Here is a 25908-nt window from a genome sequence, read left to right as displayed (position 1 = left end):
ACCGGTGACGCACCCAATCAAGACAGCACTTATCGGGGCCGGCCGCTGGGGCACAAACGTCGCCCGCGAACTCCATACACAGTCGGACTTCGTCAGCTTCGCAACCAAAGAGAGTTCCCCCACCTTTTTCGAGGCGAAACATCAGACCGTCGAGGAGATCCTTGCAGACACCTCCATCAGCGCCGTCGCAATCACCACCCCCATCGCCACGCATGGTGAGATGACCCGCCGTGCTCTTGAGGCCGGCAAGCACGTATTTTGTGAGAAGACTCTCGCGGGGAGTTCTGAAGAAGCATATGCACTCGCCCACCTCGCGAAGGAGAAAAACCTTATACTCATGACGGGTTATATCTTTCTCTACCATCCGGTCTATCAGGAATTGAAACGAATCCTGAAAGAGGAGAAACCACTCCGCATCGAATGTGTCTGGAAAAAACACGGCACCTTCACCGAATCCATCGAATCCAATCTCCTCACCCATCACCTCGCACTGGGCTACGACCTTTTCGGCATGCCGCAATCCGGCGTAATTACGCACCGCGAATCCGGCGAGACCGCGTGCGATCGCATTGAAGCAACTCTTTCGTATCCCGATTGCAAATTCGTCTCGCGCATCGACCGCCTTTCAGAGGAACGCTCGCATACCATCACCGCATCGCTCGCGAATGGTGATACTCTCGTTTGGAATGGTGCTGAGCTTACTCGTAACGATGAACCTGTTTTTCACTCAGAAGAAGAACCGCTCACGCGAGAAATCCGTGCGTTCTTACACGCCGTACACGGCGGCCCCACGCCTGTTACCGCCGGCGATTTCGGCGCACGCATCCTCGAAATCCACGAACTTCTCAGATAAGCCTAACCGCTTCTTTTGCCGCTTCGACGCAATTCCCGATCTTCCCCGAGAAGATGCGGATGTGACGATCGGAAAGCTTGGACACGATCGTCGGGCGCGCATCCGTTGCATCCATCCGCGGAAGGACGGTACGTATCGTAAAGAGCGAACCGACATGCTCCGCATGCCTGAGTCCGGGTATATAACGCCTGCCCGTCTCGATAAATGCTTCAAAATTGGAGAGTGGCGGATTCTCGATCAGGCCGTTGTTGAGGAGCGGGAGGATCGCCTCGGGAATAACCGGCGTTTTCCCGGTATTCGTTGCATGGATCGCATGCACGACGTTCCCCATCACATGCAGACCGCTCTTCCCCCACGGATCGACACACATGAAAGGACCATCCATGACGACGATACCCAAGTCGGCGAATCCCGGTACGCGTACTACCGGCTTCTCGCACACCTCGAACTGATACTCGCGATGGTGCTCGCCAGGAATGAGTTCATTGAGGTGCGCGTACGTCGCGATGATGATGGTCTCGAATGAATCAAGCATTTCATGTGTTGCTCGGGAGCCGAGATGCACACTCACGCCAACCTCTCGCAGCTTCTCTGTAATATCTTCGCGAAGCGTGTGGGGATCCATCCACGATTCCTCGACCTCAATCACGAGATCGATATTCTCCGGATCGCAGTACTGATCGATCGGCAATTCGGTATACGCAAGATCATGTGCGCGGCAGAATTCGAGGAACGCCCGCGCATCAACAAACGTGTCTTCCCGAGCGATGGCATAGATATTCCGTCCTCCACCGATCACCGATTTCCCATACTCACTACGGAATGAGGATTCGGAATCACGCGCTGATCGCGCGGTATCCGAGCTGCGTGGATAGTGATAGCCACGATGGAGACGATACTGATTGATGCCGGAGGCCGCTTGCAGAAGTGCGGGTTTCTCCTCGAAGAGATGTACCTCGTGCCCAGCGCGCGCTGCATGAATCGCCGCAGTCGAACCGAAAATACCGCCGCCGACCACGGCCACACGCTTGGGGGATTGCATCGCCAAACTGTATAGAAAAAGAAGAAGGCGCGCCAGGCGCGCCCTCAACTACATGTCTACGCTCACCACAGTGAGCGCCTGCGTCAGGACCAATTATGGATTGGGCCGGGCGCAGTGATATTGAAATTCAAGAAGTTCTTTACCCTCCGAGGTTGAGATGGCACCAAGCATCATGGTCTGCATCTGCATTTCGAAGTCCCTTCTCAAGTTGCACCCAGCGGCTACCCGCCGAGTGACTGCCATTACCCTATACCCGCTCATCCGAATGCGCAACCGGGGATATCTCAAGCGCTTCGGCGAAGACCTTTTCGCGCATATCCTTTGCGACCAATGACCAGTCGAACCGCTCATGAACCATCTGGCGCGCGGTTGCGACGATTGCGCGGACTTTTTCCGGGCTCCGCATGATATTCTCGACCGCCGCCACGATTTGGTCCGGCGAATCCTTATCGACCGCCCATCCCGTGACCGGCTGATCGGGATTACGCTTCGCATCGAAGAGGAAATCCGCAAGTCCCCCTTCCTGGGTCGCGATAACCGGTAAACCTGCGGCCATCGCTTCAACGAACGAATTCCCCATACCTTCCGAGCGGCTGGGGCGGATGAAGATATCGCTTGCCTTCAAATATTTGGGCATTTCTGCATGCGAGATCTGTCCGAGGAATTCGACACGATCAACGACACCTTCTTTCTTCGCGAGAGCGCGAAGCATCGTCTCATCATTACCGGTCCCGAGCACCATGAATCGAACATTCGCCGGGAGCTTCGTAAGTGCACGGATCACGTCATCGATCGCATTCTTATGGACGAGACGCGACGTAGTGATAAGGAACACATCGCCCATTCGCTTGCCGAGAGAATCCTTGATTTCATCGATCACCGACTGAGGATGTTCCTGGGAAAAGTGTGCCGTATCGACACCGTTTGGCACGACATAGAGCGGCCCGCGGAATCCCGCGGAACGGGCCCATTGGGCAAGGAAGGTCGAGATCGTCTGTACCACACTCGCCTCGCGAAAACCTTTTTTCAGAAGCGGCATAAGGAGTCGGATATGCCAGCGCCCGAAGACATGCTCGAACGGGTCTCCTTCCTGCAGCGTGAGGACATACGGCAGACGGATTCCCCACAGGCGCATAAGCAGCACAGGAAACACCATGTAGCTCATCATCGCCCAGGCAGTATCGAAATGATGTGTGCGATGCAGCTTCGCGCCGAGCGCAGCAGCGCGCAGCACGAATAAAATCTTGGCGAGATACGATGCGCCGTTCCCGATGCGATAGACCTGCACGGTACCGATGCGCTCCTCGAGCGGGAGTGATTCATCGAAGCGCTGCGTAATCAGATGGAATTCGATATCCGATGGTTTGATACGATCAGTGATCTCCTTGATGGCGATCTCCGCGCCGCCGATATGTCTCGGAAAGTACGCAAGCGAGAAAATGAGGATCTTCTTCATGTAATAACCGAGCGGATGTACTCCTCTACCGAACGCGTAGCCTTCCAACCAAGCTCACTGGTCTTTGCGGTGTCGACAATCCCCTTCATGCGATTCCCCGGAACTTCCGGCTTCATCTCGACGGGACCACCGAAAAGTTCGGCAATCTCCAGGATCGAATAATCTTTCTCATTGCCTAAACCGTACTCATCTCCCTCACCTTTTTCGCCGACCAAGAGAAGCCCATCGACGATATCATCGATATGCGTGAAATTGCGACGCTGCGTTCCCGGAGATGTGACCTGCAGCGGCTCTCCTTTTTCTTTCTTCTGACGGAAGATCTCGATCACCGTGCCGTACCTGCCCGCACGCTCGCCCGGGCCATATACGTTATAGAAATACGTGATCGCGTACTGCAGGCCGAACCATGCGCCGTAATTGCGTACCAGTTCCGTATTCGCCGCCTTCGTCCACGCATACGGACTCTGGTCGCGACCAAGGCCGCCGTCGGCGAACTTCGTCGATGATCCTGCGTACACCAGCTTGCACTTGCGGGTCCGCCAGAACTCCAAGACCGAAAAAGTGCCGACCATATTCAGATCCCATACCATCGCGATATCCTCGAAGCTCTTCTCCGGACGCGCGTACTCGGCAAGATGGAAGATGATGTCCGGCGTCTCAGGGATGAGTTCACCGATATCCTTCGTATGCCCCGAACGGTATTCGACACCATCGATACGATTCCCTTCAGGAGCCGTCGAGTGGTTATCCAGGGAGATGACCCGATAGCCCTCAGAGACGAGACGCTTTACGAGATTCGATCCGACGAATCCTTCTCCGCCGGTCACCAGTGCGAGCTTTTCTGACATTGCGCCAGAGTAGCCCCTTTTTCAGCTTTCTTCAATGATCTCCCACTCGGTTCCCTGCAAGCGCCGTGCATAGACGATCCCTCCCGCTCCCCAGAGTGCGATCAGAACGACGGCGCCCCACCACATGATTGCCGGCACGTCAGTACCTCCTGCTGCGGCGATCTGAAGTCCACTGCGCTTCACTGGCTCACCTTGTATAGGAGTCGCTGAAATCGGCGCCGAGACCGTTTTCGATTCCGAGCCGCTAGACACTTGCGGCGTTCGTGCAAGGCCGCTCTCAGGAATTGATGCTCCCGGTGTCGGAATCCCCGGAGAGAAGACGCGCGCTTCAAGATCCACGCGCTGCAGGGAGTCCCCGGTCCCGCTACCTCCGTCTTCTTTGGTGAATCCGACTTCGTCTGCAAGAACATCGTCCGGCGCATACAGGAAGAGCATCTCACCGTCATTGCTCAGGCTGAATGCGCTATCGAACAACGCGCCTGCGTAGTCAGGATGATCAACGGCGAACTTGGTGGGATTGTCCGCAATAATTGCATACGTACCCGCAGCAAGACCCCCTCTCGTTTTCGAGATCTTGTGATTCTTCCCGCTCTCCACGAGCTTCCATTTCGTAAGATCAACGGTAGCAGTACCGCTGTTATACACCTCGATCCACTCCCGACCGCTGTCCGAACCTTGGTGCAGGTCATACATGATCTCGGTTATCGAGACCTGCGCAGACGCGAGACACGGCACCATGAGGATGAGTGCCGCAATGATACGCATACTAGTCCCCGCTCAATATCTTCTTGAGGTCTTCGGTTGCGATTTCATCGCGCTTGGCTCGCGGAGTTCGGGGCGCCTCAGATTCAACTCGTGGAGGCCGCACGGGCTGTGGCTGAGCCTGCGGTGCGCGCGGGAATTCCGGAGGTGCATCGCCCGCATGTCGTGCCATTTTCTTGGCGAGGCGCGAACGCATGATTTCTGCTGGCGAACGAACGTCGCTCCTTGGTACCTCCTCCGGCTTCTTCTGGACCGATGCGATCGCATCTCGCAGAGCCGAGCGCTGTTCTGCCACGGGCGCTGGCTGTGGTTGCTGCGGTCGCGGTTCGCGCGGAGCCTCGTCACGAGGACGATCTTCTCGTCGCGGCTGCGGTGCTCGCTGGTGATTACCGTTTGCACCAGAATTGTTCTCCCGCGGATATCGATCGCGCTCTCGCGGTGGTGCTTTCGGAGGCGGCGCAAATTCTTCTTGCCGCTTCCCGATGATGGCCTCGACTTCCGAACGGTGCTTCGCGTGTGCGCTGCGCGTGTGATGAATGACGTCCTCGCGATACGAAACATGCGGCGCCTCGATAGGCGGAACCGTCTCGGCTGAGAATGGCGCCGATCCCACGCCATCGATCATGAGCGTGAGGTAGATCTGACCGAGACCGAGGCCGACGAGATCCTCCGCTTCGAACGTCGGTTCGAAAACCGTCTTCAAGACCTCCGCATCGAAAGGTCCCACGCGGAACGTGACGAGTGTTCCCACGTTGCCGAAGACCGCATTGCGTACATTCTCCTCCATCTGCTCGATGTACTGGTTTGCGAGGGTGAGCGCGAGCTTGTATTTGCGCGATTCCGAAAGGATGTCGGCGAACGCCTCATTCATCATCGACTGGAACTCATCGACATAGAAATAGCAGCGTGGCAGCTTCGCCATGCGTGCGGGCGGCTCATCGGCACGCGACATCGCCGCGAGATAGATCTTCACCGTGAGCATCGAGCCTAAGAGCGCGGCATTCGATTCACCCATGCGCCCCTTGGAGAGATTCACGATGAAAATCTTCTTTTCGTCCATCATCTGACGCAGGTTGAATGTCGATTTCGGCTGGCCCACGATATTGCGGATCAAAGGATTCGCTACGAATTGACCCACCTTGTTCTGGATCGCTGGCGTCGCTTCCTGGGTATAGCGATCGGTGTAGGTTGCGAACTCCTCTGTCCAGAACGCTTTCACGATGGGGTCGGTGATCTTTTCGATGACCGCCGCACGGAAGGGTTTGTTCGTGAGCATGCGGTTCACATCGAGGAGTGTGGAGCCGGGATACTCGAGAAGCGCGAGGAGGACGTTCTGGAGGATGTATTCCATACGTGCCGACCAAGCATCGACCCAGATGCGCTTGAAGGCACCCATGAGGCCTGAGACGACGAGGTGACGCTTGTCGTAGCCAACATCTTCCATGACATTAAAGCCCACTGGATAGTCGGTATCGAACGGCGCGAAGTAGAGCACATCCTTGATTCGTTCATGCGGAACGAAATCCAAAAGTTTCTCCGCCGTCGAACCATGCGGATCGATATACGCGATACCTTCCCCGTTCTGGATATCCTGGATCGCCATGTTCTCGAGCATGGTGGACTTCCCCATACCGGTTTTCCCGATCACGTACATGTGCTTACCGCGATCTACCGCACGTATGCCGAACATCTCCCGCTTGCCGCGGGTATGGGTCGTCGCAAAGTACGTGATGCGGCGCTCATCATCAGCCCCACTATCCCTGATGGGTTGCATTCCCGATAGTATAGCGCTTTTTAATGAGAAGCTGCCAGATCCTGTTGCGGCTTCAGTACCGGTTTCAAGCTCGAATACTTGTTACCGGGATCCCATACCATGTAGGAATGGAGGCCTAATTCAGCATTCGCACGTAGCTGGGCTTCCACCATGGCCGGCGTGTATTCAACGGGATAGTCGAAATCCTGGATCCAGGCACGCATCTTTTTCTTGTCATACGCAGGCTTGGAATACACTGCGGGCGTCGAGGTGCCGATACGGGTATAGGCCATACTTGGGATCGAGGTGGTCGTGGCTTCGGTTCGCTTCACCGCACTCGCCATCACATATTTCATGAGCTCATACGGCACCGCATTCACGTCGTTCCAGCCATTGAATCCCTTCGGATAATGCGAGGGATACACCATAGGGCCGATATAGTCGAAATACGGCAGCGCCCGCTCCAGCACCTGTCCGATATTCAGATCGTCATAGTTCGTCGTGACCATGCCGAAAAGATCGGCGGAGATAACGATCTCCTGCGGAATATTGGTATCAAGATACTTATAGAAATCCTCGAGCATCTCCTGCTTCGTCTTCCCGTCGCGCTTGATGAAATCGGTATCAAGCATATTGCCGTCCGATGGATAGCGGATGTAGTCGAAATTGATCTCATCGAATCCGATCTCGTACGATTCTTTTGCCAGCGCAACGACGCTCTCCCAATACGCGGTTGCACCCACATCGACGAACGCGAGACCTTTGTGATCCTTCCATACGCCCCCTTTCTTGCTCTGCACTGCCTGTTCGGGGTGCATCTTGGTATAGAGCGGATTCTGGAAGGTCGTGATGCGACCGATCACATAGATGTCTTTCTCGTGTAATCGTTCGATGAACGCCTTCATGTCACGCGCGCCGCACTGATCGGAGACCATTGTCTTGAGAAGCGGGTGGTCCGTCGGAAACGCGATGCCGCCCGTGTAATCACGGATGTCGATAACGATCGCATTAAGCTCGGTCTCATCTACAAGCTTTACCAAGGAGTCGCGGAAACTCGGGGTACCCACGACACACTGCGACATATAGATCGCCTTAACCGGATCCGGCGTCGGGACATGCTTCACGACCGGCTTCGGTGCTGCAGGAATCGGTTCCGCTTCCGACGTGGTGCTTGCGCCACGGGTATACACCATCGTCCCCGGAGTTACCGCGAATGCGGCATTCGCGATCGTTCGGGTCAGACCCGATGCATAGCCGCTCGCAACAAAAGCGCCCGCGACGATAACGAAGCAGACGAATCCGAGCGCAATTATGCGCCCTGACCCTCTAGGCCGTCTCATGCACTTCCCCACGCACCTGCGGCGCACTTTCGACGTACGTATGGACACGCTTCGCGCGTGCACGAGCTGCAACTGCGCGGCGACGGATGATGATGCCGAGCGAGATCACGATGATGCCCGTGACGACCATGATGATGTTGTCCATGCGGATCGGGAAACCAAGGAATGGCAGTGTAGCAATAAACGCACCCACGAACATGATCAAAGCATCGATTGTCATGACGGAAAGTATACCCTACTCCGTTGCGTCGACAATCACGACGAACTCGCCTCGCGCGGTCCCCGAAGTTTCCAACCGCATGCGGAGCTCATAGGCGCTGCCGGAGACCACTTCTTCATGGATTTTCGTGAGTTCCCGCGCCACAAGGATGCGGCGATCGCCGAGTATCTCAAGCTCTTCCAAGAGCTTCAGTATGCGATGCGGCGATTCATAGAGAATGATCGCGCGCTTCTCTTCCGAAATCGCCTTCAGTGCCGTCTGTCGCCCCTTCTTGTGGGGAAGGAAGCCGAGGAAGATGAATTCGTGACCGGAGATCCCCGCGATGGAGAGCGCCGCAGTGAGCGCCGATGGTCCGGGGATGGCGATTGCCGAATGCCCTGCTTCACGCACGATGCGGACCAGCCGAGCACCAGGGTCGGATATACCAGGTGTTCCTGCGTCAGATACGTACACCACATTCTCGTTCTTCTCCAAGCGCTCAATCACCTCGGCGGCCTTGATAGCCTCTTTTGCTTCATCAAGACGGAATACCGGCTTCTGGATATCGTATTTTGCCAAGAGCTTTGCCGTCACCCGCGTGTCTTCCGCGTAAATAACATCCGCCTCCTTGAGTGTGCGCAGTGCGCGCAAGGTGATGTCCTCGAGATTCCCTATCGGCGTTGCAAGGATGAAGAGCGCCATAGTTAGTGGACGAGCTGCTCAGCGACTTTATAAATATCTCCCGCACCCATCGTGATAATGAGTGTTCCTGCCGACTCTGCCGCAAGAGCTTCACGAATCTCATCGAAACTATCCATCGCTTCTACATGCTGACCGACTTCAGCGACTGAGTGATTCGAGATCGTATGCGTCTGCTCGTGACGGGCTTCATAGATCGGGGCCACGATCGCGCGATCAGCACTATCGAGTGCCTGCGCGAATTCATGCAGGAAGGTTTCAGTGCGGCTATGGAGATGCGGATGGAACGCGACCACGATGCGCTTACCCGGGAATTTCTCGCGCGCTGCTTGGATGGTTTTCTCGACTGCAGTCGGATGATGTGCGTAGTCGTCATAGACGATCGCGCCGTTCTTTGTCTCCCCTTTGTATTCAAACCGGCGCCACGCGCCCTTGAATTCCTTGAGTGCGATGTCGATCACCTCGTCTGAGATATCAGGAAACGCCGCCTTCGCAGCGCACTTCGCAGCCCGCGCATTCGCCGCATTGAATTCCCCGATAAGGTCGAGCTTTGGTACTTCCTCTATGGTGTAATCGAATATCTCCGCCTGCACCTTCTCCAAGACCGATGCAACGTTTGGATCGTGCGTATTGGTGATGATCACCCCCTTCTCGGGGACACGCCGCACTGCTTGCGAGAAGGTCGATTGGAGTGCAACGAGCGACGGGAAGAAATCAGTGTGATCGAGTTCGATATTCGTGATGACGAGAATCTCCGGGGAGAGCTCGAGAAGATGATCGCGGTATTCGCATGCCTCGACGACGAAAAGATCGTTCCGGCCCGGAAGGAAGTTCGAATCGAAATCACGGACGATGGATCCCACGATCGCGGTCGGCTCTTTGCCCGCAGCCTTAAGGATCGCCGCAAGCATGCCGGTCACCGTCGTCTTTCCATGCGTTCCTGCGACCGCGATCGTCCGAGAACCCTTGCTGATTTCCCCCAACATCTCGAAGTAAGAGATCTGCTTTATGCCAAGCTCATGCGCCTTCATGCGTTCCGGGCTCTCTGCGGGCACTGCATCGCTGTAGATGAGGAGCTCGGTATCGGTGGGAACAAACAATGGATCGTGACCGATGAAGACCCGGATTCCCTTTTTCTGAAGAAGCATCGTAGTCGGGGATTCTTCCCGGTCGGAGCCGGAAACCGCGAGTCCACGTGCGACCAAGAGCTGTGCGAGACCCGACATCCCGATACCCCCGATACCGACCATATAGATACGCTGCGGGATAGGGCTCATAGTGCGTTGATGATCTTAAGGAATCGATCGTTACGATCGTATTCGTTCTTGAACATACCGAATGATGCGAACGCCGGGCTGAAGAGGAGAACGTCACCTTCTTGCGAGCGCCCGAGGGCCGCCTGAACTGCCATATCGAGATCGTCATAGCGATACATCGCTTTCTTATCGAACACACGGTCGCTGCCGCTTCCGGTGAGCAATACTACTTCCTTGCAACTTTTCTCAGCCTGCCCAAGAAGATCGTCGAAAGAAAGTCCCTTATCTGCCCCGCCCATGATGAGGATGATGTTTTTCTTTCCTGCATCAAGCGCCTGAAGAGCCGCAATAGTGGCTTGTGGCGTGGTGGCATTGTTGTCGTTATAGATTTTCACGCCGGCGAATTCGCGGACGAACTGGAGCCTGCCTTCCACGCCAGCGAATGATTCAAGACCAGTACGGACCTCTTCGGCGCTCAGACCAAGCACCTCAAGTGCCGCGGCCGCAAGTGCCGCGTTCACGCGATTGTGCTCGCCCGGCATGTTGAGTTTCCATTCTGCAGGTGCGGGAGATTCGACATGCGTGCGGTATGCCTCTTCCCCCGCCGCGATCGCCGTGATCTTTTCCGCAAGCTCGGGCGTCGCAATGAGCGAATCCCCTTTCTTCTGGAAACGGAAGATATTCGCCTTATCACTGAAATACGTATCCATATCAGGATAGTAATTCTGGTGGTCGGTCTGCAGATTCGTGAACACCGCTACATTCGGGCTCATCTCGAGATCCCCGAATCCCTGCAGCTGCCACGAATCAAGTTCCAGAACCAAGAAGTCGCCCTTCTGCATCTCCGGCAGCAGTGCCAAGGTCGAGACACCGCGGATATTGCCGCCGAGGTGCGCTCGCTTTCCTGCTGCCACCAGCGCGTGATGAATCATGTGGGTCACGGTCGATTTGCCGCGCGTGCCGGTCACACCAACGACGGTTACTCCGGACTCAGCGGCAAATTTCGCCGCAAGCGCGGTCGACATATAGACCGGAACACCCGCCGCGCGCGCGGCCGCGATTTCCGGCGAATCGAGGCGCACGCCCGCCGCCTTGATTACCATATCGGTATCGGTGAAGTCGCTCTCAATATGTCCGCCGAGATGGAACGTGATGTCGTATTCCGCAAGTCGTTGAATGGATTCCTGAAGCTCGGCACCGGATTTCCGGTCAGTAACCGTTACAATGCCGCCCTGCGATGCGATGAACGCAGCATCCCCAATACCCCGACCAAGCAGACCGAGACCGAGGACGGTTACGCGTTTCCCATTGAAAAATTGCTGGTGAGCCATACGGAGCTGAAAGGAGGAATTATCTTTATAGTATGTTCGTACTCCGGGAACAACTCCTGAATGCGGCGACGAAAATGCTCCGAATCCTGCGAGGCACGGAAGAAAATGGATCCCGAGCCTCGTGTCTCGAAGCGTCGGTCGGCTTCTTCCGCAACTGATTCTGCCGGGTCGATGATCGAAATGGTACCGAATGCCGCCTGCGCCTCCTCTTCGATGATGTGTCGTGCAAAAGGATAGTGCGTGCAGCCGAGAAAGACGTGATCGAAATTCTCCCCCCAGCGCTTCTGGAATTCGCTACGTACGATATCGCGGATCTTGTCGTCATGCGCACCGAATTCGATAGCTCCCGCGAGATCATGTATCGCATGCTGATGGAGGATGACCATCCCGCCGAACGCACTTTCGTAAATACGTGCAGAAACGGTTGCAGGTGTCGCGAGAAGAAGCACTTTTCCCCCAGCGTGCTGACGCATGCCGCGTGCCGCTGGACGGGTCATCTCGATAACATCGGCACCTTCCGCACCATGACTCAGCACGTGCGGGGAGACCGTGTTGCAGGCACTCACGATCTCTTGCGCCCCAAACATGCGGAGCGTGCGGAGGCCATTGGTAGCAAGATGTACGAGCTCATGTGCTTCGCGCGTCCCGTACGGTGCGTGCTTGATATCGCCGAAGTAGACGACATCTGCATTCGGATTGCGCTGACGGATCGCCCGGAGAACCGAGAGCCCGCCAGATCCAGAATCAAAGAGACCAATCATATTATGTGAAATTATAGGTCATATTCATCGGGCGAGCGGCGATCTGGCGACGCACGACCCCGTGTCAGGAAGATAGGAGCGGAGCGACGTAAGAAACCTTTGGTTTCTTAAGCGGGGGTCGGGGTTGTGCGCGACTGATCCTGAATCGAAAAGCCCGATCATACTTAATAGTTTTTGTACTCGTTTTCAAGAAATTGCTTCAGTCGCTTCAGACCCTCTTCGATCTTCGAGACATCCAGGGCGTAGCTGAACCGCACGCGATCCGAGGCACCGAACCAGGCGCCGTCATACGTGATCATGCGGTACGTATAGTATAAATCACTCACGACCCTCCCCGAGTGCTTGAACTTAGGGAGCACGTAGAACGCCCCCTCCGGCTCCCACAATTCGAGGCCGAGCGCCTTCATTCCCTGGTACATGAGGTCGCGGCGCGCTTTCCATACTTCGACGTAATCCGTCACATACGAGCGCGGTGAAGCGAGCGCCGCGATCGCCATCTCCTGCGCCGGAATGCTCGTGTTCATCGCCGTGTGTGTCTTCATCTCGATGATCTTCTCGATGAGCTCCTGATCCTGCGAATATACGTATCCGACACGGAGACCACACATAGCGTACGTCTTAGAAAACGAATTGACGGTCACCACATGCGGACCATGCAGGAGATAATTCTCGCGCACATAGATGAGATCCTTGTAGACCTCATCGGAGATGATGTAGATATCTTCTCGCGCGCAAAACTGCTCGATCGCCTTCAGGGTCTCAACCTCCTGTACGGTACCGGTCGGATTCGATGGCGAGTTTATCATCACCGCAACGACACCCTTCGCTGCCTCCATGAAGGTACCGAGATTGATCTTCCCGTTTTCATCAAGGTCATAGTAGACCGGCTCCATGTGCGCCAAGGTCACGTTGTGCGGATACGAGTAGTAGTACGGCCGCGGCAAAAGGATCTTGCCACCCGGTTCGTAGATCGCGCGCAAGACGAGATCAATCGCCTCGGACGCCCCATTGGTTATGACGAACTGATGCGGCTCAGCGTCCGGATACAGCTTCGCGAGCTCGCTGCGCAGGGCGACGGATCCCTGTACCGGACCATATTTGAAGCCGCGATACTGCTGCAGGATGCGGAACGCCTCCTCCGGCGGCGGAAGATCCGGCTGTCCGGAACCGAAGGAAATAAGGGATTCGTCGCCCTTCCCGATGAAAAACGAGGGTCCGGGAATGGGCGCGTTCATTGGTCGATTCTAGCCGAGCCTCCTAGAGAGCACAACGCAGTGCACAACCCACATGCTGGTTATCGGCCCATGCTACGATTGCGGCAATTACTTCTTCATCTACCTAATTATGCAACGAGCCCGTTTTGGTGTTCCTGCAGGTATTTTAGTCTCTTTAGTACTCGCCACCGTCGCACTCGCTGGCATCACAGCCGGGTCGTCATCGACCGCATTTTCGACAAACGTTGCGTATTCAGAGGTAAGTGTCGACACACCCGCTGATGTAGGTGCTGGCGACATACTCATTGCAAACATAACCTTCCTTGGAGGCACTGGTCCTCAAATCACTATTCCTGATGGCTGGAATGTAATCGAGCACACGAACAAAGGAAATGAGATCTCAATTGCATCATATTGGAAGCTCGCAACGGGATCCGAGCCAGATGCCTACATCTGGAGAATCTCCCCTACCACCCGCGCAGCAGGAGGCATCACTCGATTCAGCGGCGTCGACGCGGGTGATCCTATCGGACCAGTGTCTGAATCGAGCGGACGCGGCACTACGGCCACCGCCCCGTCCATCACAACGACCACCGAGGATTCCCAACTTGTCGCACTCTTCTCTATTGATGCAGGATTGTTCTCCGGAGGCAGATTCAGCGCTCCGAACGGCATGTCAGAAAAGTACGATATCTCTTATGCTCCATTGGGCCCCTCAACAGCGTTGGACGTCAGTGCACAATCGTCAGCCGGGGCGTCAGGATCTAAATCATCTACATTCAGCAAATCCATCAAACAAAACTGGGTATCGCAACTCATTGCACTCAATCCGAGACCATCCGTCTCAATTCCGGAACCGATTGCGTATTGGAAGTTTGATGAGTCAAGTGGCGATGCGGCAGATGCTACGGGGAATGGAAAGACACTTACTAACATGAATTCGATTTTGTATGCTTCCGGACGAATTAATAACGGTGCGGACTTAGAATATTCATCATCCCAGTACTTTTCCCGCGCAAATGAGGGTTACTTTGACACGACGACAGGAACGTTGAGTTGTTGGATAAAAGCCGAAACCCTCGACCCTTCTCCCGGAAATCCATCTATCTTTAGTAGCGCTACTAATGTCACAACGGGTGGACTGGATTTTGGAGTAGCGGTACATAATGGTGATGTTCTGTTCGGCTACATGGGGGCAGGAAACAACGCAGTACTTGGAAACACCCCCCTTGCCACAGATACGTGGTACATGGCGACTTTCACCTGGAATCAGTCAGGCAAGGAGCTGTTTTTGAACGGGGTAAGTGACGGCACGAACACTGCAGACGAAACTTTGACGGCTGGAGAGACAAGTATCAGCATAGGACGATACCAGAAATTGAACTTTAATTTCTTCGACGGCATTATTGATGAATGCGGCATTTGGGACACCGTTCTCACCAACGAACAAATTGAGTCTCTCTACAATTCAGGGAACGGACGCACCTATCCCTTCTAAATTCAGTGGGCACGGGGAGACTTGAACTCCCAATCCTTGCGGAATACGCTTCTGAAACGTACGTGTATACCAATTCCACCACGTGCCCTTCGGAGGCATTGTACGCAGTAAGCCTCGTTTGGCCAATCTATTCGATAGCCTCGATCTCCGCACCGATCGCCTTCAGGCGTTCGTGCAATCGTTCATATCCACGATTGATCGGATACACGTTCTCCAAAACTGATTCACCTTCTGCGGCAAGCATACCGATGAGCAGCATCGTCGAGGGACGAAGCGCCGGCGGTGCCTCCATATGCACCGGATGCAATTTCGACGGGCCGGTCACCTCGACGCGATGCGGATCAAGCTGCGAGACGTTGGCATTGAGTTTACTCATCAAGAGATAGTACTGCGCACGGCCTTCGTACACCCAATCATGAATGAGTGTCGTCCCCTTCGCTTGTGTCGCCACCGGCACGAAGAACGGAAGATTATCTATGTTGATGCCCGGGTACGGACGCGGCGCGATCTTCTCTGGCGGCGCATTCAAAGCATCTGCTTTCTTGACGGTGATATCGATGAGTCGCGTCTTGCCGTTGTCGGCAAGATATTCCTCTGAGCGAGTGTGACGAAGTCCCATACTCCAGAGGGTTGCGAGTTCGAGCTCGAGGAAATCGATCGGGCAGCGCTTCACGGTGATTTCCGAATGTGTCGTCGCCGCAAGAGCGATGAAGAACATGCTCTCGATGGGATCCTCGCTTGGATACGCTTCAATGTCCGCATTAATATCTTCGACACCATGCACAACGAGTGTGGAAGTTCCGATACCCTCAATCTTTACGCCGCATCGTTCCAAGAAGAAGCAGAGATCCTGCACCATATAATTCGCGCTCGCGAATTTGATCGTCGTAACTCCAGGAATCTTCGCCGCGGCCATGAGCACATTCTCGACACCGGTATCCGACGCTTCGTACATAATGATTTCGCGCGGACGCCTCTCACCGACTTCGACATGATAGCTATGCGTGTCTTCGCTTCCTTCGATCGCAATTCCGAGACGAGAGAGCGCATCGATGTGTGCCCCGAGTGATCGCTTGCCCAAGTCGCACCCCTTCGGAGCAGGAAGATCGAACGAAGAAACGAGGTGTGCGAGCGGTGCGATGAAGAGCGCGATCGAGCGCGTGCGTTCCGCCGCCGCACGATCTACTTTCGTGATATCAAGCTTTGCCGGAGGAGTGATGACTACATCGCCATTCACCCACTCGACGGAAACACCGATGGATTTCAAGACCTCGATGAGACGATTCACCTCCTCGATCTTCGGCATCTTCTTGAGCGTCGTTTTCCCCTTATTGAGGAGAGACGCGGCAAGCAACACCACGGCGGCGTTCTTTGAGATATTTGTGGTGACCTCTCCGGAGAGCGTCTTCCCGCCTACGACTCGGTAGTTCATATGAATGAGGGTCAGTTTTACACGGACTTGGTGGTATGTCGACAGCTTGAGGAAGGCTTCAGTGGTCACAGATATTTCTTGCACCGTCGTGCAAGAAATTCCGCGACCCCGCCTCGGCTGTTTCGCGTACTCACGAAACATGCCTCCGGCTCGCACTAAAGCAGAAAAACCTGCCGCAGGGCAGGTCTTTTCTGTCTTTAGTGCGCGTTGTAGGGATTGAACCTACGGCCTTCCCCTTATCAGAGGGATGCTCTACCACTGAGCTAAACGCGCGTTATTGTGTCACTCTATCAGCACGCACCTCCCCGGCCCAACTATCAGCATCATCCGCCGGAGCTCAACGCACATATCGCTGGTTCCCCAACGTGGAAAGGATAGTAGCAAAAATATGGCTGACATGCTACCTTTCTGAGCGCGGCAGGTGCGAAGCCGCTTTCAAAGTCTCAGAGGAGCTAGAAATGGCTAAAGGCAACGATTCGCGTAAGAAGGAAGATCGCAAGGAGGCAACCGGCCGATTCAAGTCCGGCAAAGTCAGCCGTCGGCAGGCATGGCAAGACCAGGCACGAGCCGAGACCGACAGGGCCTGCCAGCGACCCGGCGCACGCTGATCGACTTTGATCTCAGTACATTCCGCGGCGCGTCGAAAGACGCGCCGCATCCATATTCCGACAAACAAAAAGCCGCCAGAGAAGGCGGCCTTTGTTTTTGTTTACGTCACACAATACACACTCTTTTGTTCCGTCCATTAACCCGCGGTCTTTCCCGCGTTGTCCGACACATTGAGGGGTCGTAGTGTCATGACCCTCGTATGCTCAATTGAGGCATACGAATCGACTAACAGCTTCTCCGAAGAGAAGGTTGTTTAGAATGAATCCACGAGCAGCTTCCGCTACCCGTGCCTTGTTACGACTTAGTCTTTGTCATTGAGTTTGCCTTGAAGCATCGCAAGGATGCGCTTCGGGCACTCCCAACTCCCCTGACTTGACGGGCGGTGAGTACAAGGCTTGAGAACGTATTCACCGCGGTGTGGCTGACCCGCGATTACTAGTGATTCCAGCTTCATGAGGTCGGGTTGCAGACCTCAATCCGAACTGAGGCTACTTTTGAAGGATTTGCTCAGGGTTACCCCGTCGCGCCCCGCTGTAGTAGCCATTGTAGCGCGTGTGCAGCCCAAGATATCAGAGGGACATGCTGACTTGGCGTCATCCCCACCTTCCTCCCCCGTGAGGGGGCAGTCTCGCCTGACAAATATAACAGGCAACGAGGGTTGCGTTCGTTACCCCACTGAAGGGAACGATTCAAACCACGAACTGACGACAGCCATGCATCACCTGTCCTACACCCTCGAAGGCTTCCTTCCTTTCGGAAGGCGTGCAGTAGGATTTCTAACCTTGGTAAGGTTCTTCGCTTAGCGACGAATTAAGCCACACGCTCCACCACTTGTGCAAGCCCCCGTCTATTCCTTTGAGTTTTAGTCTTGCGACCGTACTACCCAGGCGGATAACTTAACGCGTTAGCTTCGACTCAGAGAGGGTCGATACTCCCTAAATCCAGTTATCATCGTTTAGGGCGTGGACTACCGGGGTATCTAATCCCGTTCGCTACCCACGCTTTCGTGCTTGAGTGTCAGAAACGTGCCAGTGAATTGCTTTCGCTTTCGGTGTTCCCCATGATATCAACGGATTTCACCCCTACACCATGAGTTCCATTCACCTCTCACGCTCTCGAGTCGTACCGTTTCGAACGCGATTCCGGAGTTAAGCCCCGGGATTTAACATTCGACTAATATGACCACCTACGCACCCTTTACGCCCAATGATTCCGGGTAATGCTTGGGGCCTCTGTATTACCGCTCCTGCTGGCACAGAGTTTGGAGCCCCTTATTCATGAGGTAACGTCAATAACTTCCTCCCTCATAAAAGATGTTTACGTCCCGAAGGACTTCATCCACCACGCGACGTCGCTCGATCAGGCTTTCGCCCATTGTCGAATATTCTCGACTGCAGCCTCCCGTAGGAGTATGGACCGTATCTCAATTCCATCGATGGGGGTCAGCCTCTCAGCTCCCCTAAACGTCATAGCCTTGGTGAGCCATTACCTCACCAACTAGCTGATATTACGCAGGCCGCTCCAGAAGCGATAAATCTTTACTCTTGCGAGACCATCGGGAATTACCCCGCCTTTCGGCGAGCTGTGCCCGACTTCTGGGTACGTTCCTACGCGTTACTATCTCGTCTGCCGGTTACCTTGCGGTCCCCTTGACTTGCATGCCCTATCCACGTCGCCAGCATTCACCCTGAGCTAGGATCAAACTCTCAGTTAAAGACGGAGTATTTCTACTCCTATCTTGATTAGGTTGGACGGAACAAAAGAATGTACATCTTTTGTTCCAATGCTTTCTTTTACTTTCTTGTGTTCTTGCTTATGTGTGTGTTCCCCGAACCCTTGCGGGTCGGAGATCGTTTGTTTCTCTCTTCAGTTTTCAAAGGTCTACCCCACGCCAAAGAAGGCCTCGTGGGATCCTCGATCTCACGAAGCTCTAGATCAGTAGAGTGAGACAAGTAGAGGCAGTATAGTCGCTTTCCGACCCCTGTCAAGCGCTACCGCGCCTCAACTGAGCCATAAAAGAGGGGTCCGCCGCGGGACCGCCCCTCCCCCTTGCGGACCCCCAGTGCCGTGCTACCCTTTCCGTATGCAATCGAAGGTCCGAAACCTCCTCCGCACCGCCAGCTTCGTCTGGTATTGGTTTACGCACCCCCTCGCGAAGGAGAGGATTGTGATTAAGTAACCCCCACTTGATACCAACCCCCTCCTTCCCGGAGGGGGTTTTGGTTTCTGTTCTTTAGAATGGAGGAGACTATGGTCCATAAGGATCCTGGCGAACACGATGATCTCTATGTCCAGATCTGGGGTGTCGAGTATCGTTCATCGCCTGAATTCCAGGAGTGGCTCAAACAGGTTCGCGCTGACACGAAACGCGGCATGATCGCTCACAAGAACGATCTTCGCGACCGACTGTCGACGCGCACCACGGAGATCCGTACCTGGTAATCAAAAAGGTGCCGCCAAGCGGCACCTTTCTCTTTTAGGAACGCTTGGCACTCCAGCGTTCGTAGGCGACGAGGAGCGGCGTCGCAAGTGCGATGGAAGAATAGGTTCCCGCGATGACACCGATGATGAGCGTCAGTGCGAAATCCTGCGTCGCGACCGGGCCGAAGAAGAAGAGGGCTCCGAGCGAGACGAGCGTGGTCATCGAAGTGTTCACCGAGCGCACGAAGGTCTGCTCGATCGAGCGTCCTGCGACGTGCTCGAAGTCCTCCTTGCGCTTATGCTCCTCATTGAGACGCAGATTCTCACGAGTTCGGTCGAATACGACGATGGTGTCGTGCACCGAGTAGCCGAGGACCGTAAGGATCGCGGTGACGAACAGCGTATCCACCTGCGCACCCCAGAGATGTCCGAAGATCGCGAACGCGCCGAGCGGGATCGCGAGGTCATGCAAGAGCGTAATGACCGTGATCACGCCGTATACCCATGAAGAGACCGGCTTCGAGACCTTGCGGAAGACGAAGGCGATGTAGAGCATGATGCAGAGCGCCACGAGACCGAGCGCGATGATCGCCTTCGTGCGGAGCTCCGAACCGATGGAGGGCCCAACGTCAGTGAGGCGCTCGATGACCGGCTGCGTGCCGTTGATAGCGACCGCCTCAGCAACTTTCGCGCGAGCATCCTGCGAGAGCGGCGCGGCACGCACGATGTAGCTGTATTCTCCTGCACCACGCACGGTCACATCTTCAAGTCCCGCATTCGTGAGGGATTCTTTCACTTCCTCTACCGAAGGACGATTCTGCGGATACTGCACTTCAATGAGTGCCCCGCCCGTGAAGTCGGTACCGATGTGGAGCCCGAAGACACCTAGCACGACGAGCGCCGCCACCGCAAGGGCTGCAGTGAGTGCGAAGAACGTGTTCCTGTATTTGACGATAAGCATATTAGATCTTGATGCCGCTACCGAAGAGGAATTTGGTCATACGACCAGCCTTCTTGGGGGCAATAGCGAGGAGGAACGTGCGCGAGACCGTGATCGCCGTGAACATCGAGATCACCACGCCGAGACCGAAGACAAGTGCGAAGCCCTGGATGATCGAAGTACCAAACCAGAAGAGGATGATCGCGGTGATGATGGAAGAGATATTCGAGTCGCGGATCGAGAGCCATGCGCGCGCAAAACCGTCGTGGATCGCTTCTTCCATATCCTTACCGCGAGCCAACTCCTCACGCATGCGGGCGAAGATAAGTACGTTGGCATCCACCGCCATACCGATCGAGAGAATGAATGCGGCGATACCCGCCGCCGTGAGCGTCACTGGAATGAGCTTGAAGAGCGCGAGCGAGAGGATGACGTAGACCGAGAGGGCGAGGATCGCGACAAAACCCGGAAGGCGGTACCAGAGGATCATGAAGAGTGCGACCGCCGCGAAACCGATGAGGCCCGCCATGACACCGTCCTGCACCGCTTCGCCACCGAGCGTACCGGACACGGTCTGCGTCGAGACGAGATCGATCGGTACTGGAAGTGCGCCGAAGTTGAGGTTGCGCACAAGTTCACGCGCCGCGTCCGGCGTGAAGCTGCCTGAGATGACCGCCGTACCATCAGGGATCGCCTCGTTGATGACCGGCGTGGAGATCGGCGTTCCATCGAGGAAAATGCCGAATACCTTGCCGACATTATCCTTAGTCGTCTTCGCAAAGATGTCCCTACCTTCAGTATTGAAATGGATGACGACCACCGCCTCGTTGGAGAAGCCTCCTGCCTGACCGAACTGCAATTCGGCGCGGCTGATGTGGCGACCGGTAAGGATGGCTGGACCGAACTGCTCGTTCACCGTCGTCGATGCGGTTTGTGGCGCATCTTCCTTGAGCATGCGGAATTCGAGAACCGGCGTCTGGCCGATCTGACGGATCGCCTCGTTCGCATCAGTGACTCCCGGCAATTCGATGATGAGGCGCTCCTCGCCTTCGCCCGCGACCGAGCTTCCTTTCTCACGCTGCACGATCGGCTCCGCGACGCCGAAGAGGTTTACGCGGCGCTCGATGGTCTCACGCAATGCATTCATCGATTCCTCGACATCCCCCGCGATCGCGCTGGTATCCGCCTTGTAGAGGAGCTGGGTGCCGCCCGAGAGGTCGAGCCCGAGGCGGAACTTCTTGGAGCCGCTGACTTCAGACTGGTAGACGTACCACACCAAAAGCGCCCCGAGAATGAGGATGACGACTGCTCCCAGACGGTACTTCATATAGCGCCGTATTGTACCCCGTTTCCGGTTATCCACCAGATATCCCCATATGAGGCCACGAATCCCGAAAGCGGCAAAATCCCCCGTTTTTAAGAGGCTACGATGGGCTACAGGGTTCAATACTGAACCTTCACAGCCGGCACTGGAAAAGGAGTTTTCTCATGCACGGTACAGCGACGTTGTCTCGCAGTGAGGCACACGCCTATGATCTTAGAGAAACCATACGTGAAGCCGGCGGCGTTGAAACATTTCTTCGCCAAGGCTTCCTGCAGATCCGATACGACCCGAGCGTACTCGCCGAACATACACCGGCCATCATCAATGATGTGCGCCGGATGATCGACGGCGAGGATCGCGACGCATTCGCAGCCGACATCTTCGGTCGCGATGAAGTCGGCTGGCAGCACGACAGCGGCCTCTATCGCCGCAGTGAACGGGAGCAGAAGTGGTTCTTCCACTGCTTCAAGGAAACTGCCGATCGCATGATCGCACGAGCCGCTCCCGTGGATCGGTACACCGATCTTTTCCATGCGATGGAAGATCTGAATCGTCGCTCACTGGGAATCGCCACGCTCGTCGGCACGCTGCTCGATGAATATCATGCTGCGAACGGGATACAGGTTCCCTATTCGCTCGAGCAATCATTCATCGGCGGCGCATGCGTCACGCGCACGCTCCGATATCTGGAGCGGGCAGTCGGAAAGCCTGATGCGACCGCTCATATCGATCGCGCCGGCATCACCGTCCATTGGTGGGGCAGCCGACAGGGACTGGTTGTCATCGACGAATCGGGAACGCGCCACCGCATTCTCGAGACCGAGTACGACACGATCTGCATCTTCCCCGGCAAGAAGTTCGGAGCCATCACGAAGTACGCGTACGGACACGGCACGCTGCATGGCGTCGTCGACACCGCACGTGAATCAGGCGCGACAGATGACCGTTTCGCCGTGGTTTCCTTCGTGCATCCGACTCTCACCAAGGAAGAAGCTGCTCAGGTCCTCGCTCACGAACAAACGTGTGCGGAAATCGAGCAGAAGTATGCACTCTAAGGAAAGCGGGAACCTCTGGTTCCCGCTTTTTATTTTGCGAGCTCGACGAGATTCTTGAAAATCATCGCGACCGCGATTGGCCCGACACCGCCAGGAACCGGCGTAAAAACAGATGCTTTATCAGCGCATGCGGGATCAGCATCACCGATCACCTTCCCTTCGCTCTCACTCGTTCCCGCATCGACAAGCACGGCGCCCTCTCTTACATACTCAGGCTGTATAAGTCCCGGCTTCCCTGCACCCGAGACGATGATATCCGCTTCTTTCAATCCATCTAAAGAATCCCCTAAGGTAAGCACGTGGACGTCTGCACCGAGATTCGCGAGAAGCGCAGCGACCGGTGCGCCAACCAAACGACCTGAACCCACGACCGCCGCTTTCTTTCCGTGCGGATCAATACCTGCACGAACAAGGATTTCCCCGACCGCCTCAGCGACCGGCGGACGGACTTTCGGATGCGGCGAGATACCATCAACATCCTTTTCAGGCGGGATTGCCGCGAGCACGGTCTCGACTTCGATTCCGTGCGGGAGCGGAAGCTGTACGATGATGCCATCGGTTGAGCCAACAAGTTCAGCAACGCCAGCGACCGCACGTTCAGTCGTTGCATCCTTCGCGATCTCGTGACGAACCAAGGTAACACCCAGACGCGCCGCGGCTTTTTCTTTGATGCGCACGAACGAATCGGTTACCGGATTCTCCGCTCCGACCAGGATGCCGAGCGTAAGCGGACGCGGGAGCTGCAAGCTCCCGTAGATTTCTTCCGCGATTCTCTTCCCGTCGATGATCATGTAAGTCCTGCAGCTTTCTTAAGCTCGGCAACACCGTCTTCAAGCGAGATCGTTGGTTCCCAACCGAGGAGTTCCTTCGCCTTCCGATTGTCGGCGAGTGCGTGCGCCGGCTCCAAGCGTTCCGGTTCGTTAACGGTAGGTCCCCCGACTGCTGCTGCGAGCTCGTTCACCGTGCGGTTCTTACCCGCGCCGATATTGATAACCTCTCCCTTCCCCACCTTTGTCGATTCCGCTGCCAAAAGGTTAGCGTTGACGACATCTGTCACATGGGTGAAATCGCGACTATGCGTTCCGTCACCCCAGATGGTGATCGGATTTCCGTCCTGACGCTGTTTGATGAACTTTCCGACCGCGAGCGCATAAGCACCGTTCGGATCCATGCGTGAACCGTAGACGTTGAAATAGCGAAGACATACCGTCGGCAATCCATATACCTCGCTCCAGACCTTGCATGTCAGTTCGCCAACATGCTTCTGCAGGCCATATGGACTCTTCGGCTGCGCGCTCATATCTTCCGTGAGCGGCATGGTTTCCTGATCGCCATACACCGAGCCGGAACTCGCGAAGACGAACTTACGAACACCGCCTTCGTGCGCAGCTTTCAGCGTTGCGACGAGACCTTCGACGTTTACTGCAAACGTCTCGATCGGATTCTCGATGGAAAACTGCACGCGCGGAAGCGCGGCTTCGTGGAATACATACACAGCATCCTTGAGGATTGGAACGAGCTTTTCGTAATCCCGTATGTCTACCTCGTGATAGGTCACCCTCGGATTGATGCGATCTTCGAATCGCCCTGCGACGAACGTGTCGACGACATGCACGTCGAATCCCTTAGCGACGAGTGCATCAGCGATGTGCGCACCGATGAATCCTCCGCCGCCGGTTACTACTGCTTTATCAGCCATATCCTGATACTACGTGCCCTTCGCGGTGAGCACAATACGTACCGTCTGGAAGATGACGTAGAGATCGAGCAAGAGCGAACGACGCAGGAAATAGTAGAGATCGTACGAGAGTTTTTCTTTCGTGGCCGCGACGTCGGTGCCGTGGTGCGGATGACGATCGTGCAAAATCTGCGCCCAACCGGTGAGTCCGGGGGTGACGAGGTAGCGCGCGTTGTAGTATGGAATGCGTGCGTTGTAGTGCTCGGCGAGCGTCGGGAATTCCGGGCGCGGTCCGACGACCGAGAGATCGCCCTTCAAGACATTCCAGATCTGTGGCAGCTCATCGAGACGCAGGACGCGTAGGATCCGGCCGACGCGCGTAACCACCAGTTCACTCTTGCCGCTTTCGCCGTACTTGCCACTGTCATTCCCCGTCATGCTGCGGAACTTGTAGACATAGATGGGCTTTTGGAAGCGACCGACGCGTTCCTGTTTGATGAAAATATCTCCCCCATCATCAAGCTTGATCGCGAGCATGATAAAGGGATAGAGGAGCAACGAGAGCGCGCCACCGATGAGCGCCGCAGCGACATCCATGAGTCGCTTCAGAATATCGTACGCCGGTGAGATGGATGAATTCTCCAACACCCACTCGTACTTCACTAATGAGAGCGGGACGCGGTCGAAGACTTCCTGATAGAGATCCATCATATTCACCATCACGAAGCGGCGCTTATGGAACGCAGCATCGTAGAGGATCGGCAGTGCCGTCTGGATCGCATTGTCGGAGACATCCACCACGAGGAATGCAATATCGTCTTCCTCGGCGACACGGCATGCGTGTTGGATGACCTCGTGTGATGGCGTCTGCGACGTATCGACGACATATTCGAAGGCGAAGGGATAGCGTGAATCCGATCCGATCTCTTCTGCCAATGCACGAGCATCAGCTCCCGCGGCGATGAGCACGCCCTTCAACTTCCGACCGCCACGCAAACGCGGATAGAGAAACGCACGCCAGAAGATAATAAGGAACGACGAGACGATGAGATAGATGAGAAGGACCGTCTTCGGTGCGATAAGGAAGAATTCGACGAAGAAGAAGAAGAGGGCTGCGATGATGACGTTGATGAGCTGCGTATACACGATGGTCGAGAGGAGCTTCGTGCGAAAGATGCGGGTGTAGCGACCATAGAGCCCGGCAAGGAAAAAGATACCGACCCACGCCACGAAGAGGATGGAAAACGGTGCAGTGTGGAGACTGAGGAAGCTCAGGGACGGAATCTCCAGATACCGCAGCGTCAGCGCCACCCAAAGCGAGGCAGCAAAAATACACAGATCTCCCAGAAGGAGGATGAGATAGTCCCGTTTCGGAACCAGGGTCATAGTCCTGGCATCATACCGATAAAAAAGCTATACTACAAGCCACATTTCGGC

At 55.5% G+C, this 25908-nt stretch carries 23 protein-coding genes, 2 tRNA genes and 1 rRNA gene; 5 read left to right on the top strand and 21 right to left on the bottom strand.

The annotated features are described in order from the left end of the window. Window positions 1–4: 4 nt before the first annotated feature. Window positions 5–853 carry a Gfo/Idh/MocA family oxidoreductase gene (locus tag JNK62_02425; protein MBL8158360.1) on the top strand — a complete coding sequence of 283 codons (849 nt, stop codon included), beginning with the start codon at window positions 5–7 and terminating at the stop codon, window positions 851–853. Here JNK62_02425 and JNK62_02420 read toward each other — a convergent pair. The 12 genes from JNK62_02420 to JNK62_02365 all read right to left on the bottom strand — a co-directional run bounded on the left by JNK62_02420 (window position 846) and on the right by JNK62_02365 (window position 13535). Next, the gene (locus JNK62_02420) at window positions 846–1895 is read right to left on the bottom strand and encodes an FAD-binding oxidoreductase (GenBank protein MBL8158359.1); all 1050 of its coding nucleotides are present in this window, start codon (window positions 1893–1895) and stop codon (window positions 846–848) included. The two genes, JNK62_02425 and JNK62_02420, sit on opposite strands and share 8 nt — an antisense overlap. Window positions 1896–2142: 247 nt before the next feature. Beyond that, window positions 2143–3351, bottom strand: a complete 1209-nt coding sequence (locus JNK62_02415; GenBank protein MBL8158358.1) for a glycosyltransferase family 4 protein — start codon at window positions 3349–3351, stop codon at window positions 2143–2145. Then, window positions 3348–4199 carry an NAD-dependent epimerase/dehydratase family protein gene (locus tag JNK62_02410; GenBank protein ID MBL8158357.1) on the bottom strand — a complete coding sequence of 284 codons (852 nt, stop codon included), beginning with the start codon at window positions 4197–4199 and terminating at the stop codon, window positions 3348–3350. The genes JNK62_02415 and JNK62_02410 overlap by 4 nt, the downstream gene beginning before the upstream one ends. A 21-nt stretch (window positions 4200–4220) precedes the next feature. Then, entirely contained in the window at window positions 4221–4964 is a 744-nt protein-coding gene (locus JNK62_02405; GenBank protein MBL8158356.1) for a lamin tail domain-containing protein, read from the bottom strand. A 1-nt stretch (window position 4965) separates the two neighbouring features. Next, window positions 4966–6735, bottom strand: a complete 1770-nt coding sequence (locus tag JNK62_02400) for a type IV secretion system DNA-binding domain-containing protein (protein ID MBL8158355.1) — start codon at window positions 6733–6735, stop codon at window positions 4966–4968. A gap of 20 nt (window positions 6736–6755) precedes the next feature. After that, entirely contained in the window at window positions 6756–8054 is a 1299-nt protein-coding gene (locus tag JNK62_02395; GenBank protein MBL8158354.1) for a hypothetical protein, read from the bottom strand. After that, complete coding sequence (locus tag JNK62_02390; protein MBL8158353.1) at window positions 8041–8274, bottom strand: hypothetical protein; 234 nt, start codon at window positions 8272–8274, stop codon at window positions 8041–8043. Before JNK62_02390 ends, JNK62_02395 begins: the two co-directional genes overlap by 14 nt. 15 nt (window positions 8275–8289) lie before the next feature. Beyond that, window positions 8290–8955: a 16S rRNA (cytidine(1402)-2'-O)-methyltransferase gene (rsmI, locus tag JNK62_02385; GenBank protein MBL8158352.1), complete on the bottom strand. Its 666-nt coding sequence runs from the start codon at window positions 8953–8955 to the stop codon at window positions 8290–8292. A 2-nt stretch (window positions 8956–8957) separates the two neighbouring features. Continuing rightward, complete coding sequence (locus JNK62_02380) at window positions 8958–10229, bottom strand: UDP-N-acetylmuramate--L-alanine ligase (GenBank protein MBL8158351.1); 1272 nt, start codon at window positions 10227–10229, stop codon at window positions 8958–8960. Further along, the gene (gene murD / locus JNK62_02375; protein MBL8158350.1) at window positions 10226–11539 is read right to left on the bottom strand and encodes a UDP-N-acetylmuramoyl-L-alanine--D-glutamate ligase; all 1314 of its coding nucleotides are present in this window, start codon (window positions 11537–11539) and stop codon (window positions 10226–10228) included. The genes JNK62_02380 and murD overlap by 4 nt, the downstream gene beginning before the upstream one ends. Beyond that, entirely contained in the window at window positions 11503–12300 is a 798-nt protein-coding gene (locus JNK62_02370; protein MBL8158349.1) for an aspartate/glutamate racemase family protein, read from the bottom strand. Before JNK62_02370 ends, murD begins: the two co-directional genes overlap by 37 nt. Before the next feature lie 164 nt (window positions 12301–12464). Continuing rightward, a complete protein-coding gene (locus tag JNK62_02365) occupies window positions 12465–13535 on the bottom strand; it encodes a pyridoxal phosphate-dependent aminotransferase (protein MBL8158348.1) in 1071 nt (356 codons plus the stop codon). Between the two features lie 52 nt (window positions 13536–13587). Between JNK62_02365 and JNK62_02360 the strand changes: the two genes are divergently transcribed. Beyond that, window positions 13588–15012 carry a LamG domain-containing protein gene (locus JNK62_02360; protein ID MBL8158347.1) on the top strand — a complete coding sequence of 475 codons (1425 nt, stop codon included), beginning with the start codon at window positions 13588–13590 and terminating at the stop codon, window positions 15010–15012. Window positions 15013–15018: 6 nt separating this feature from the next. Here the strand turns inward: JNK62_02360 and JNK62_02355 are convergent. The 3 genes from JNK62_02355 to JNK62_02345 form a co-directional block, all read right to left on the bottom strand. Further along, a tRNA-Leu gene (locus tag JNK62_02355) sits at window positions 15019–15100 on the bottom strand. A gap of 39 nt (window positions 15101–15139) precedes the next feature. Further along, window positions 15140–16444, bottom strand: a complete 1305-nt coding sequence (locus tag JNK62_02350) for a UDP-N-acetylglucosamine 1-carboxyvinyltransferase (protein ID MBL8158346.1) — start codon at window positions 16442–16444, stop codon at window positions 15140–15142. Window positions 16445–16645: 201 nt separating this feature from the next. Further along, window positions 16646–16717, bottom strand: a tRNA-Ile gene (locus JNK62_02345). 185 nt (window positions 16718–16902) lie between these two features. Between JNK62_02345 and JNK62_02340 the strand changes: the two genes are divergently transcribed. Further along, window positions 16903–17052 (top strand): hypothetical protein, encoded by a 150-nt coding sequence (locus tag JNK62_02340; GenBank protein MBL8158345.1) that lies wholly within the window; start codon window positions 16903–16905, stop codon window positions 17050–17052. A gap of 253 nt (window positions 17053–17305) precedes the next feature. Here JNK62_02340 and JNK62_02335 read toward each other — a convergent pair. Beyond that, window positions 17306–18767, bottom strand: a 16S ribosomal RNA gene (locus JNK62_02335). A gap of 524 nt (window positions 18768–19291) precedes the next feature. Between JNK62_02335 and JNK62_02330 the strand changes: the two genes are divergently transcribed. Next, window positions 19292–19495, top strand: a complete 204-nt coding sequence (locus JNK62_02330; GenBank protein MBL8158344.1) for a hypothetical protein — start codon at window positions 19292–19294, stop codon at window positions 19493–19495. Between the two features lie 34 nt (window positions 19496–19529). On the opposite strand, the gene secF is transcribed toward JNK62_02330, so the two are convergent. Next, the gene (secF, locus tag JNK62_02325) at window positions 19530–20435 is read right to left on the bottom strand and encodes a protein translocase subunit SecF (GenBank protein ID MBL8158343.1); all 906 of its coding nucleotides are present in this window, start codon (window positions 20433–20435) and stop codon (window positions 19530–19532) included. A 1-nt stretch (window position 20436) separates the two neighbouring features. Continuing rightward, complete coding sequence (gene secD, locus JNK62_02320; protein ID MBL8158342.1) at window positions 20437–21741, bottom strand: protein translocase subunit SecD; 1305 nt, start codon at window positions 21739–21741, stop codon at window positions 20437–20439. A 161-nt stretch (window positions 21742–21902) separates the two neighbouring features. Here secD and JNK62_02315 point away from each other — a divergent pair, with 161 nt between their 5' ends. Beyond that, window positions 21903–22793, top strand: coding sequence for a hypothetical protein (locus tag JNK62_02315; protein ID MBL8158341.1), 891 nt, complete (start codon window positions 21903–21905; stop codon window positions 22791–22793). Window positions 22794–22822: 29 nt separating this feature from the next. Here JNK62_02315 and JNK62_02310 read toward each other — a convergent pair whose 3' ends face one another. From JNK62_02310 to JNK62_02300, 3 genes are read right to left on the bottom strand one after another with little or no spacing between them, the layout of a single operon-like run. After that, window positions 22823–23584 (bottom strand): bifunctional 5,10-methylenetetrahydrofolate dehydrogenase/5,10-methenyltetrahydrofolate cyclohydrolase, encoded by a 762-nt coding sequence (locus tag JNK62_02310; GenBank protein ID MBL8158340.1) that lies wholly within the window; start codon window positions 23582–23584, stop codon window positions 22823–22825. Further along, window positions 23581–24492 carry an NAD-dependent epimerase/dehydratase family protein gene (locus JNK62_02305; GenBank protein MBL8158339.1) on the bottom strand — a complete coding sequence of 304 codons (912 nt, stop codon included), beginning with the start codon at window positions 24490–24492 and terminating at the stop codon, window positions 23581–23583. The genes JNK62_02310 and JNK62_02305 overlap by 4 nt, the downstream gene beginning before the upstream one ends. A 9-nt stretch (window positions 24493–24501) precedes the next feature. Then, a complete protein-coding gene (locus JNK62_02300) occupies window positions 24502–25857 on the bottom strand; it encodes a sugar transferase (protein ID MBL8158338.1) in 1356 nt (451 codons plus the stop codon). Between the last annotated feature and the right edge of the window lie 51 nt (window positions 25858–25908).

This window comes from bacterium (assembly GCA_016789445.1).
Taxonomy (GTDB): Bacteria; Patescibacteriota; Minisyncoccia; order Phycocordibacterales; family UBA2100; genus UBA10103.
This window is presented reverse-complemented; position numbering and strand designations above follow the sequence as displayed.